Origin of the sequence: Streptococcus sp. LQJ-218 (assembly GCF_003428885.1) — a bacterium.
Classification (GTDB): Bacteria; Bacillota; Bacilli; order Lactobacillales; family Streptococcaceae; genus Streptococcus.
Genome location: NZ_QQRU01000001.1, coordinates 125635 through 138345, shown reverse-complemented (window position 1 = coordinate 138345; position 12711 = coordinate 125635). Strand labels below are relative to the sequence as shown.

The window sequence follows — 12711 nt, the reverse complement described above, 5'->3', positions numbered from 1 at the left end:
GCTGATAAGGGACAGATTCTATTATTTGTCCCCTTTTAAACCCGTTTAAAACATTTTTTTGGTAAAATGAAGTAAGTAACAGAAAGGCTTCCTATGGCATCATCACTCATTACAAAAAAACGGATTGCCAAGGCATTTAGAGACCTATTAGCTACTAGAGAATTTGACAAAATCTCCATTGTAGAGATCATGGAATCAGCTGGCATTCGTAGACAAACCTTTTATAATCACTTTCTTGACAAATATGAACTGCTTGACTGGATATTTGAAACTGACTTAACCGAGTATATCACCAATAACTTGGACTTCATTTCAGGCCAAAAACTATTACAAGAATTATTTCTTTATTTCGAACAAGAGCGTGACTTTTATATTCAACTGTTTGATATTCAAGGGCAAAATAACTTCTATGACCACTTTATCAGCTACTGTCGCTTGCTTGTCTCAAAAATTTTAAGAGAATACGGTCAGATTGATATCGATTCATCTGCTTATACTTGTTTTTTGTTAGACTATCATTCACATGCTCTAGCAGAAATCGTGAAGGCTTACGTCAATAAAAAAAGTCCAGTTCCACAACCAGACTATCTCATCATGACAATTATTGGAAAGAGATCACAATGACATTTATTTCAAATCATAAACAGAAAATTATTTCAAGTTACATTTCGGCAACTGTCAGCAGTCATCCTGAATTAGAAAAACACCCTACTTTACCATTAGTCTATCAAAAAAATCGCAATCCTCATCAGGTTCCAATATTGGCGGGTGGGGGTTCAGGACACGAACCTGCTCATATTGGATATGTGGGAAAAGGAATGCTTACCGCTGCTATCTATGGCCAATTATTTACTCCACCTACAAGAGCTGAAATCTTAGAGTCCATTCGTTTTTTAAACAATGGTCACGGTGTCTTCATCATTGTAAAAAATTTCGAAGCAGACATCAAAGAATTTAGCTCAGCCATTAACACTGCTAGACAAGAAGGAATTAAAGTCGGCTATAGTCTAGCACACGACGATATTTCTATTGAACCTCACAATAGATTTCAAATTAGAGGAAGAGGGCTTGCAGGGACTATTTTACTTCATAAAGTTCTAGGATTTGCAGCTCAAAATGGTGCCGACATCGAGCAACTAACTGATTTAGGTCATGAACTTGCTCCCGAAATCGCAACAATTGGCTTTGCAACGAAAGCTGCTAGTCTCCCCCAAGCTACCCTTCCCTTATTTAACTTGGAAGAAGGAAATATTTCTTATGGTATTGGGATACATGGCGAAGAAGGCTATCGTATCGTCCCATTCCAATCATCAGAAATCCTGGCAAATGAAATTATAAGTAAATTAAGATTGCACTATCATTGGAAACATGGGGATCAATTTATATTGCTTGTAAATAATCTAGGCACTACCAGCAACTTAGAAATGGGCATATTTATCAATGATTTCCTTCAACTCATAGAAATTGAAGGAGTCACTATTACCTTTATAAAATCAGGAACATTTATGACCAGTCTGGATATGGCAGGTATATCCGTAACTCTTTGCCCCGTAAAAAATAAACAGTGGTTAGAAGCTCTCAATGCTCCAACGACAGCTTTTGCATGGTAATTCTCTTGTATAACTCAAAAGGGCTACATCACTTGATAGTCCTTTACTTTTATCTTACGTTTAAAAGAACTCATTCTTGCCATTTCAAATAGGCCATCTATCCCTTACAATTCTCCTATCAAAAAACTGGCTGTTCCTCAACAACCAGTTTCTTCATTTTTAAACTAATTACTTACTGTTCCTCTTCTGAAGGAAAAGCGATGCTATAGCCAAAATAGCAAAAGCTAGGCCAACATACCAGTAAAGTTGATCTAGTGTCGTTGAACGACCCGATAGGTGGACGATTCCACGAAAGAGCGTTCCTGCTGCTAGTACTGCAACTGCCGAGTTCCACAAGTTTAGACTGAGTCGCCCTAAGTTTGGGATGGTTTTCAACAATAATGCCAGAATGAACCCCCCTACTAGAGGAAGCACAAAGAGATAGTGCATATGAAGGGAACTCTCCCCAAAACTATAGGACTCGTAGATACGGCTAAATGCTAAGAAGAAAATAGTGAGTAGACTATAGAAATATAGGGGACTACACTAAAAAGCCAACCAATTTGGATGACTTTTTTTAAAACTATTTACTTAGTTCTCTGATTTTTTATTTTTTTTGAAAAGTGAAATACCAAAGATTCCAGCTAAAATAGCAAGAAGATTCATAGCTAATGGCGAATCAGAAGTTCCTGTATTTGGTAACTGAGCTTTTTCTGGATCTGATTTTTGCTCAGTAGATTGAACACTTTCTGGTTGAACAGGTTTTGGAGCTGGCTCTGGATCCGGTATTGGTTTTGAATTTGGTGTTGGTTTTGGATCCGGAGTTGGCTCTGGATTTGGAGTTGGTTTTGGATCCGGAGTTGGTTTTGGATCCGGAGTTGGCTCTGGATTTGGTGTTGGTTTTGGATCCGGAGTTGGCTCTGGATTTGGAGTTGGTTTTGGATCCGGAGTTGGTTTTGGATCTGGTTCTGGTTCTTTCTCATACTCGTAGATAACATGAGTTGTACCTTCTTTTAACTGACCTGTTTCAGGTGCAGATGTTGAAGAAATACCAACTAGATTGTATTTTTTACCATCTACAGTGATAGAAGACGGACGCTCATCTGCATTTTCAGCAGCATTATAAGTCACAAGATTTCCATCAAATCCATAAATAGAAGTTAATGGTGTGTCTTTATAAGTCTCCTTAATAGATTGATTTGTTCCTTTGATCACATAATCCACCACTACATCTCCATAATGAAGCGAAGAAACATCCTGATCAGCCATATCTTCAAATTCTGAAGCATAGTATTTAACAGAAGGATTGTATTTCAATTTAAAAATTTTAACATAATTAAAGAAGGTCTCAGGATTAATATTAACATCATGAGGAATAGTTTTCCAATCACCGTTATTAGGTGTGATATGAGTATTTTGGTTTGAAACTGACCTCATTAGATGATCATTCTGAACATAAGTATCATCTACTAAGCTTGGATTAGCTAGAGCACCATAAGTATTTTTTCCATTGCTGTCTTGATAATATGGTTGCGCTTGAGGATAATCGTCTAGATTTTGGCAACCTTCTTCATATAAACCAAGCGAAGCTTCATTACTACATTTCCAAGGAAGTCTCACGTCAATTGGTAAGTACTTGATCTTCTTAGCTTCCTCCAAGGGTACGGTCACAGATACACGAAAAGCATTTGATCTCAATGTTTGTGAACTAACAGCATATGTATTAACTTTATCATTCAAATATTTCTGGGCACCGTCATAATTTTCATAATCAGTTACATTAACAACAGAAGGTTTCTTACCAGCCGCTAGTTCTTCTGCAGTTGGAACAATTTCCTTTCCATCAGTTGATTCCTTATATTCATTATACGAAAATTCTTTCATAGGAACATTGACATCTACAGGATTTTCATTAGCATCACGTGTTCCGATCAAAGTGAAATCAACTTTAGAACCAACTATTTCTGGTATACGAACACGAATGCCTTGGACTGTTTGGCCATGAGTAATTGAGTGCATTCCTTTAAAGGCTACAGTGTAATTGTAGACGACACTTTTACCATCTTCACTAAAATGTGCTGGAAGCCCTTCAACATTGACGTGACCGCCTTCATCAATGATATTGCTACCATCTGGTTCGTCTGATTTTCGTGCGGTATCACTAGTAGGGGCTGGTGCAACCACATTGTCTACTGAAGAAGTATTCTCAACATCAGTTGAATTAGTAATACCTTGTGTCGCTGAAACATTTGCTGATTCACTATTAGTTTCTTCAGCTTGAACTACTGACTGAGAAACCAAATTTAGAGCAAAGACAGACATTGTAATAATGCCAAATTTAGTAAGTTTTTTCATACAGTTTTTCTCCTCAAATGAAAGGAATCATGCATTAGCAAAATCCTATTCATTGATATTTTTTATAAACACTGAGTATTATACCATTTAAACGCTTAATTAACAAACAATTATTTGATAAATTTAACAATATTACATGTTGTTTAGAGAAGAGGAATAATTATTTGATATTACATCTTAAAGTACCTAAAAAACCGAATAAAGCTTCCTTTATTCGATTTTGTCTTTTAACTTTTCAACAAAGAGATAGGCTGCTGGACAGGTCAGAGTATTCTTAATCGTCAAATGGTTAATTTGATAGATCTTTTTGCGGTCAGTATGAGGGAATTCACGACAGGCCTTTGGACGAACGTCATAGATGGAACAGAGATTATCTCCTCCTAAAAAGGGGCAAGGCATGGATTTAAAAACCTTATCACCATCTTCATCTACCTGAAGGAACTCAGCTTCAAAAGCAGGTAATTTCATCTTAAAGTACTTAGCAATACGAGTGATGTCTGCTTCCTTGAAGTCAGGTCCCAATGTCTTACAACAGTTGGCACAGGCCGTACAATCAATCTCCGCAAAAACTTCCTCGTGAATCTGCTGGGCTATCTTATCTAAATTTTTTGGTGGCTTTTTCTTTAAATTGGCTAAAACTTTACGGTGCTCCTTCTGCTTTTGCAAGGCTAGCTGGTGGTAATACTCAATATCAATTTCTTTAGACATGGTTTCTCTCTTATTCTATTTGTTTCCTCTATTATATCATGCCTCTGACTCATTGAAAAGTGGACTTTACAAGACTATACTATTCTCGAATGTATCAAAAAACCTTGCAACTAGGTTACAAGGTTAATGACATTAATCGAAGTTAACGTATTCTTTTTGAAGTTCAAGAACTTCTTCCATTGTTGAACACTCTGTAAGGGCACGATTAGCGTACTCTTCCATCTTAGCAGTATCCAATTTCTTCATCAAGCTACGTGTACGAAGTACAGATGTTGCTGACATAGAGAATTCATCCAAGCCCATTCCGACAAGAAGTGGAACAGCTTTTTGGTCACCAGCCATCTCACCACACATACCAGCCCATTTACCTTCAGCGTGAGCTGCCTTGATAACGTTGTTGATCAAGCGAAGGATTGATGGGTTATATGGTTGGTAAAGGTATGAAACTTGCTCGTTCATACGGTCTGCTGCCATTGAGTATTGGATCAAGTCGTTTGTACCAATTGACATGAAGTCTACTTCTTTTGCAAATTGGTCTGCAAGCATCGCTGCTGCAGGGATTTCAATCATGATACCAACTTGGATGTCATCCGCAACTGCAACTCCTTCAGCAAGAAGGTTTGCTTTTTCTTCTTCATAAACGGCTTTAGCTGCACGGAATTCTTTCAAAAGGGCAACCATTGGGAACATGATACGCAATTGACCATGAACAGAAGCACGAAGAAGGGCACGGATTTGTGTACGGAACATTGCATCTCCAGTTTCAGAAATAGAGATACGAAGGGCACGGAATCCAAGGAATGGGTTCATTTCATGTGGCATATCGAAGTAAGGAAGTTCCTTATCTCCACCGATATCCATTGTACGAACAACCACTGGTTTACCATTCATTCCCTCAAGAACAGCCTTGTATGCTTCATACTGCTCGTCTTCAGTTGGGAAATCTTGAGAATCCATGTATAAGAATTCTGTACGGTATAGTCCAACAGCTTCAGCACCGTTGTTGTTCACACCTTCAACGTCTTTTGGAGTACCGATGTTAGCAGCCAACTCGAAGTGTTTACCGTCAGTAGTCACTGTTTGAGCATCTTTCAAAAGTGCCCATTCAGCTTTTTGTTTAGCATAAGCTTCACCAGCTGCTTTAAATTCTGCCGCTTGTTCATCTGTTGGGTTGATAATCACTTCACCAGTAATTCCGTTAACGGCAAGGATATCACCGTCTTTCACTACTTCAGTGATGTTATTTGTTCCCAATACAGCTGCAATTTCAAGTGTACGTGCCATGATAGCTGAGTGGCTTGTACGTCCACCGATGTTCGTTACAAAAGCTTTTACAAAGTTTTTGTCCAATTGAGCTGTATCAGATGGTGTCAAGTCATGCGCAATCACAATTACTTCTTCGTTAATGGAAGCTAGTTTTGGCAATTTCTTACCAAGAAGGTTTGCCAATACACGTTTTGTCACGTCGCGGATATCCGCTGCACGTTCTTGCATGTATGGGTTGTCTTCCATGCCTTCAAAGATAGTGATGAACATGTCAGTCACTTCTTTCAGACCTGCTTCTGCATTGACTTTCTTAGCACGGATTGTTTCTTTAATCTGACCAATCAATTCTGGGTCAGCAAGAACCATCAAATGAGCATCAAAAACTTGAGCCGCTTCTTCACCAAGCGTACCTACAGCCTTCTCACGGATAAGAGAAAGCTCGTTTTGAGAAGCTTCAAGAGCTACATCCAAACGAGCCTCTTCTGCGTTTGTATCTTCGACTGAAACAGTCTCGAATGACAAATCCGGTTGAACGAGTAGATATGCTTTTGCAACTGCAACACCATCAGATGCTGCGATTCCTTTAAGCATTTCTGTCATTTTCCTTATGCCAATCCTTCTTTTTCCATTGTTTCTGAGATTGCAGCGATAGCGTCATCTGCATCAGCACCTTCAGCTGAGATAGTTACGTCAGCACCTTGGCCAACACCAAGACTCATAACACCCATAATTGATTTAAGGTTAACTGATTTACCTTTGTATTCAAGAGTGATATCTGAAGCAAATTTGCTAGCAGTTTGCACCAACAATGTTGCTGGACGTGCGTGAATACCTGTTTCTGCCACTACGTGGAAATCTTTAGAAGCCATAGTTTGACTCTCCTTTTGTTCTTTCTTTTTTTGAGTTATATGTGATAACCCTTACAATTTGGTATTATATCATCTTCTAGGATTTTTTTCAAGCATTTTATGGGATTTATTCGATTTCCTTTCAGATAACTTGCTGAAAATCTTCTATTCTAGATAACAAAGCACAGGATATAGTTTTTCAAAAAACTACTTCTAGGATAATTATCACTATTTCACAAAACAAACACTATATATTGTGTTTTGTAGGCTCAAGTATAAAAACAGACCACTATATTTAGTTTCAAATCGTTGACAAAAATTTATTTTCTGATATACTAGGATAGTATTAAATTTTGAAGAGGAGTTACACAATGGTAACCGTTTATTCTAAAAACAACTGTGTCCAATGTAAAATGACCAAACGTTTCTTGGACAGCAATAATGTCGCTTATCGTGAAATCAATCTTGATGAGCAACCTGAGTACATCGATCAAGTGAAAGAGCTCGGTTTCAGCGCAGCTCCTGTTATCCAAACACCAACTGAAGTCTTTTCAGGGTTCCAACCAGGAAAACTGAAACAATTAGCATAATCTTAGTACATCATCCAGAAGAAACTGCTTCTAGGGCTAACTTAGAGGCCTTTCTTTTGTAATTAGATAAGGAAAATTTTATGGGATTAAAACATCTTGAGGACGTGACTTACTTCCGTCTTAATAACGAAATCAACCGTCCTGTCAATGGACAAATCATGCTTCATAAAGATAAGGAAGCCTTGGATGCCTTCTTTAAAGAAAATGTAGTTCCAAATACTATGGTTTTTGATTCAATTACTGATAAAATCAACTACCTCATTGAACACAACTACATCGAAACAGCCTTTATCAAGAAATACCGTCCAGAATTTTTGGAAGAATTGTCGCAATTTATTAAAGATCAAAACTTCCAATTCAAATCTTTCATGGCAGCTTATAAATTTTACAATCAGTACGCCTTGAAAACTAATGACGGTGAATACTATCTTGAAAGTATGAAGGACCGTGTCTTCTTTAACGCCCTTTATTTCGCTGATGGTGATGAAGCTGTTGCAATCGATATTGCCAATGAAATCATCCACCAACGCTACCAACCTGCTACTCCTTCCTTCTTGAATGCTGGACGTGCTCGTCGTGGAGAATTGGTATCCTGTTTCTTGATTCAAGTTACGGATGATATGAACTCTATAGGCCGTTCTATCAACTCTGCCCTTCAACTGTCACGTATCGGTGGTGGTGTGGGAATTTCCCTCAGCAACCTTCGTGAAGCTGGAGCTCCTATTAAAGGGTACGAAGGAGCCGCTTCTGGGGTCGTACCAGTCATGAAGCTTTTTGAAGATAGCTTCTCTTACTCTAACCAATTGGGTCAACGTCAAGGTGCTGGGGTTGTTTACCTCAATGTCTTCCACCCAGACATTATCGCCTTCCTTTCTACTAAGAAAGAAAATGCCGATGAAAAAGTTCGTGTCAAGACTCTTTCACTTGGTGTTGTGGTGCCCGATAAGTTCTACGAATTAGCACGTAAAAATGAAGAAATGTACCTCTTCAGTCCTTATTCTGTCGAAAAAGAGTATGGTGTGCCATTCAACTACATTGACATCACTGAAAAATACGATGAACTAGTCGCAAATCCAAATATCCGTAAGACAAAAATCAAGGCGCGTGATTTGGAAACTGAAATCTCTAAATTGCAACAAGAATCTGGCTACCCTTATGTCGTCAACATTGATACGGCTAATCGTGCAAATCCTGTTGATGGAAAGATTATCATGAGTAACTTGTGTTCTGAGATTCTTCAAGTTCAAGAACCAAGCTTGATCAACGATGCGCAAGAATTCCTTCAAATGGGAACGGACGTTTCATGTAATCTTGGCTCAACAAACGTAGTCAACATGATGACTTCACCTGACTTTGGTCGTTCTATCCGTGCTATGGTTCGTGCCCTTACTTTCGTTACAGATAGTTCACACATCGTAGCTGTGCCTACGATTGATCATGGAAATAGCCAAGCCCACACCTTTGGTCTTGGTGCAATGGGACTTCACAGCTACCTTGCCCAACAATTGATTGAATATGGATCACCTGAATCCGTTGAATTTACAAGCATCTACTTCATGCTCATGAACTACTGGACCTTGGTTGAGTCAAACAATATCGCACGTGAACGTGGTATTACCTTCCATAACTTTGAAAAATCAGACTATGCTAACGGAAGCTACTTTGACAAGTATATTACTGGCAAATTCCTTCCAAAATCAGACCGTGTTAAAGAACTCTTCAAAGACGTCTTTATCCCAAGTGCTGCTGACTGGGCTGAACTTCGCGAAAAGGTTCAAGCAGATGGTCTTTATCATCAAAACCGCCTTGCTGTAGCGCCAAATGGTTCGATCAGCTACATCAACGACGTTTCTGCTTCTATCCACCCGATTACGCAACGTATCGAAGAACGTCAAGAAAAGAAAATCGGTAAAATCTACTACCCTGCTGCTGGCTTGTCAACAGAAACCATTCCTTACTACACTTCTGCTTACGACATGGATATGCGTAAGGTGATTGATGTTTACGCTGCTGCAACAGAGCACGTAGACCAAGGACTTTCACTCACACTCTTCATGCGAAGTGATATTCCAACAGGTCTTTACGAATGGAAGAAAGAAAACAAACAAACGACACGTGACTTATCTATCCTTCGTAACTATGCCTTCAACAAAGGTATCAAGTCTATCTACTATGTCCGTACTTTTACAGATGATGGTGGAGAAGTCGGTGCTAACCAATGTGAAAGCTGTGTGATTTAATCTTTGCTTGAGAAAACTACATTTTTCTCAGATTAGTATTCATTCACCCTGCTAAACTAAACTCGAATAAGCATCTATACTATGGAAAAACACAAAAAGTCGGGCTTCCGACTTTTTGTGCGATACTCCTCTAGAATTATGATAAAATAGAAATAATTGTGAGTTCGCAATACTAAACACAGAAAGAGATTTCAAATGGAAACTTACTACAAAGCCATTAACTGGAATGCCATCGAAGATGTCATCGACAAATCAACTTGGGAAAAGCTGACGGAGCAATTCTGGCTCGACACTCGTATCCCCTTGTCAAATGACTTGGATGACTGGAGAAAGCTATCAAATGTAGAAAAAGATTTGGTGGGAAAAGTCTTTGGTGGTTTAACACTTCTCGACACTATGCAATCTGAAACCGGGGTTCAAGCTCTTCGCGCAGACATCCGTACACCACATGAGGAAGCTGTTTTCAACAACATCCAATTTATGGAATCTGTCCATGCAAAATCTTATTCATCAATCTTTTCTACCTTAAATACCAAGGCTGAGATTGAAGAAATTTTCGAATGGACCAATACCAATCCTTACCTCCAAAAGAAGGCTGAGATTGTCAACGAAATCTACCTAAACGGTAGTCCACTTGAAAAGAAAGTTGCCAGTGTCTTCCTCGAAACCTTCCTCTTCTACTCTGGTTTCTTCACTCCCCTCTACTATCTGGGTAACAACAAACTAGCCAACGTTGCGGAAATCATTAAATTGATTATTCGTGATGAATCTGTTCACGGAACCTACATTGGTTATAAATTCCAACTTGGTTTCAATGAATTACCTGAAGAAGAACAAGAAAAACTCAAAGAATGGATGTACGACCTGCTCTATACTCTTTACGAGAATGAAGAAGGCTATACAGAAAGCCTCTATGACGGTGTTGGTTGGACGGAAGAAGTTAAAACCTTCCTTCGTTACAATGCCAATAAAGCACTCATGAATCTGGGACAAGATCCACTCTTCCCAGATTCAGCTGATGATGTCAACCCAATCGTTATGAACGGTATTTCAACAGGAACTTCCAACCACGACTTCTTCTCTCAAGTCGGAAATGGTTACCTCCTTGGTGAAGTTGAAGCCATGCAAGACGATGACTACAACTACGGTTTGAATTAATTCAATTATCCCAGAATTGATAACAAATATCATGGTTTGTTTAAAACAACCATGATATTTTCGTTTTTGTTTTCTTTTGTTTTTTTAAATTGATTGATTGAACACTTTATGATAAAATAGTAATAGAAATAGAGGTGATAAGGATGTTAAAACAGGAGAAACTAGATCATATTCTAGAAACAGTAAATACAAAGGGAACTATTACTGTAAAAGAAATCATGATTCGCTTGGATGTATCAGATATGACGGCTAGACGCTACTTGCAAGAGTTGGCAGACAAGGATCTACTTGTTCGGGTTCACGGTGGAGCTGAAAAAATTCGCACAGGTTCTATTTTAAACAATGAACGTTCCAATATTGAAAAACAAAGCTTACAAATTGCAGAAAAACAAGAAATCAGCCGTTTTGCAGGCCAGTTAATTGAAGAGGGTGAAACCATTTTTATCGGCCCTGGTACAACCTTGGAATCTTTTGCCCGTGAACTTCCAATTGATAATATTCGTGTTGTAACAAACAGTTTACCAGTCTTTCTCATCTTAAACGAACGAAAACTAACAGATTTGATTTTGATCGGTGGAAACTACCGCTCTATCACCGGAGCCTTTGTGGGAACACTAACCTTGCAAAACTTAGCCAATCTACAATTTTCAAAAGCCTTCGTTAGCTGTAATGGCATTCAGGACAATGCGATTGCGACCTTTAGTGAAGAGGAAGGTGAATCTCAACGCATCGCCCTCAATAATTCCAATAAAAAATACTTACTAGCTGACAATAGTAAGTTCAATAAATTTGATTTCTATACCTTCTACAATATCTCTGATATTGATACCATCGTTTCAGACTCTAAACTGAGCAAAGAAACCTTTGAACAACTTTCAAAACAAACAAAAATTATTCTTTCTAAACCATAAAACTATCCCCACCGATTGGTGGGGATTTTTGTAAGTATTAAAAATTTCAGTTTTGTATGACTTTCTTACACGCGTTCTTTCCATGAAGTTGCTGTTGTTTGAAGAACTTTATTGAGCTCATCAATGTTTTCAAATCCAGTTGTGCGAAGCCATTCGCGAGCTGCTTCTTCACCATCTTTGATGTAAGCTTCAACTGATCCTGCCCATGTAGCACGGCCACAAAGAACTCCGTTAAAGTTTGCACCTGATTCATGGGCAAATACAAGGGTATCTTGGAAGAGTTTAGCCGATACACCAGCACTCAAGTAGATGTATGGCAAGTTAGTTGCTTCATCCTGAGCTTTGAAGAAGGCTGCTGCTTCTTCACGTGTATAAACTACTTCACCTTCAGCGAAGCCTTCAACATATTTAATGTTAACAGGAACTTCTACTTTCAAGACATCAATGTTAAAGCGTGGGTCTGAGAAGACTTTCATAGCACCAATAACTTTGTGTGGTTTTACTTTAGCGTATTCTACAGAACCAGCATCAGCAATTTTTTCATCGTAAGCAAGGATTTCAAGGAAGAATGGGATATCTTCAGCCATACATTCAGAACCGATACGTTCGATGTAAGCTTGTTTTTCTTGGTTGAGTTCGTCTGAGCTATCTACATCATAGTAAAGCAAGAATTTAACTGCATCTGCACCTTCTTCTTTAATACGTTTTGCAGACCAAACATCCAAACAGTCTGGCAAACGTTTTGTACTTGTTGTGTCATAACCTGTTTTTTCATAAGCAAGGAGAAGACCAGCTTTTTCATCAAGAGATTTAGTCGCTGGAAGTCCATACTCAGGGTCAAGAAGCATTGATGAAGCGTATTTAGTCAATTCATCTGCTACCAAGACTTTCAGTTCTTCCATTTGAGCCACAGTTGGTTCTTCTGTTTGGTGTTGAGCCATGAGGCGTTTCAAAGCACCACGTTGGTCAAATGCAAGAGCTGAAATAATCCCATTTCCATCAGAAAGTTTTTCTAAGCGTGCACGTTTTTGTTCTGTTAAAGCCAT

At 38.6% G+C, this 12711-nt stretch carries 11 protein-coding genes and 1 pseudogene; 6 read left to right on the top strand and 6 right to left on the bottom strand.

The window, feature by feature from the left end:
- Nucleotides 1-93: 93 nt before the first annotated feature.
- Together dhaS and dhaQ are read left to right on the top strand one after the other, a co-directional pair.
- Nucleotides 94-624, top strand: coding sequence for a dihydroxyacetone kinase transcriptional activator DhaS (dhaS, locus tag D2908_RS00815; RefSeq protein ID WP_117304175.1), 531 nt, complete (start codon nt 94-96; stop codon nt 622-624).
- Nucleotides 621-1610 carry a DhaKLM operon coactivator DhaQ gene (dhaQ, locus tag D2908_RS00810; protein ID WP_117304173.1) on the top strand — a complete coding sequence of 330 codons (990 nt, stop codon included), beginning with the start codon at nt 621-623 and terminating at the stop codon, nt 1608-1610. The genes dhaS and dhaQ overlap by 4 nt, the downstream gene beginning before the upstream one ends.
- Before the next feature lie 168 nt (nt 1611-1778).
- Here dhaQ and D2908_RS10055 read toward each other — a convergent pair.
- The 5 genes and pseudogenes from D2908_RS10055 to D2908_RS00785 form a co-directional block, all read right to left on the bottom strand.
- A pseudogene (locus D2908_RS10055) lies at nt 1779-2117 on the bottom strand (hypothetical protein); the annotation flags it as partial.
- A gap of 63 nt (nt 2118-2180) precedes the next feature.
- Nucleotides 2181-3944, bottom strand: a complete 1764-nt coding sequence (locus tag D2908_RS00800) for an LPXTG cell wall anchor domain-containing protein (RefSeq protein ID WP_117304172.1) — start codon at nt 3942-3944, stop codon at nt 2181-2183.
- A gap of 210 nt (nt 3945-4154) precedes the next feature.
- A complete protein-coding gene (locus D2908_RS00795; RefSeq protein ID WP_117304170.1) occupies nt 4155-4652 on the bottom strand; it encodes a YkgJ family cysteine cluster protein in 498 nt (165 codons plus the stop codon).
- Between the two features lie 132 nt (nt 4653-4784).
- Nucleotides 4785-6518 carry a phosphoenolpyruvate--protein phosphotransferase gene (gene ptsP, locus D2908_RS00790; protein ID WP_117304168.1) on the bottom strand — a complete coding sequence of 578 codons (1734 nt, stop codon included), beginning with the start codon at nt 6516-6518 and terminating at the stop codon, nt 4785-4787.
- 5 nt (nt 6519-6523) lie between these two features.
- On the bottom strand, nt 6524-6787 hold the full coding sequence (locus D2908_RS00785) for a phosphocarrier protein HPr (RefSeq protein ID WP_000146947.1): 264 nt from the start codon (nt 6785-6787) through the stop codon (nt 6524-6526).
- A 350-nt stretch (nt 6788-7137) separates the two neighbouring features.
- On the opposite strand from D2908_RS00785, the gene nrdH reads away from it, so the two are divergent.
- From nrdH to D2908_RS00765, 4 genes are all read left to right on the top strand, one after another.
- A complete protein-coding gene (nrdH, locus tag D2908_RS00780) occupies nt 7138-7356 on the top strand; it encodes a glutaredoxin-like protein NrdH (protein WP_000259240.1) in 219 nt (72 codons plus the stop codon).
- An 80-nt stretch (nt 7357-7436) separates the two neighbouring features.
- On the top strand, nt 7437-9596 hold the full coding sequence (gene nrdE / locus D2908_RS00775) for a class 1b ribonucleoside-diphosphate reductase subunit alpha (RefSeq protein ID WP_117304166.1): 2160 nt from the start codon (nt 7437-7439) through the stop codon (nt 9594-9596).
- 195 nt (nt 9597-9791) lie between these two features.
- Nucleotides 9792-10754 carry a class 1b ribonucleoside-diphosphate reductase subunit beta gene (gene nrdF, locus D2908_RS00770; protein WP_004262458.1) on the top strand — a complete coding sequence of 321 codons (963 nt, stop codon included), beginning with the start codon at nt 9792-9794 and terminating at the stop codon, nt 10752-10754.
- 143 nt (nt 10755-10897) lie between these two features.
- Nucleotides 10898-11665, top strand: a complete 768-nt coding sequence (locus D2908_RS00765) for a DeoR/GlpR family DNA-binding transcription regulator (RefSeq protein ID WP_117304165.1) — start codon at nt 10898-10900, stop codon at nt 11663-11665.
- Nucleotides 11666-11730: 65 nt separating this feature from the next.
- Here the strand turns inward: D2908_RS00765 and lacD are convergent, their stop codons facing one another.
- The gene (gene lacD, locus D2908_RS00760) at nt 11731-12711 is read right to left on the bottom strand and encodes a tagatose-bisphosphate aldolase (RefSeq protein WP_117304163.1); all 981 of its coding nucleotides are present in this window, start codon (nt 12709-12711) and stop codon (nt 11731-11733) included.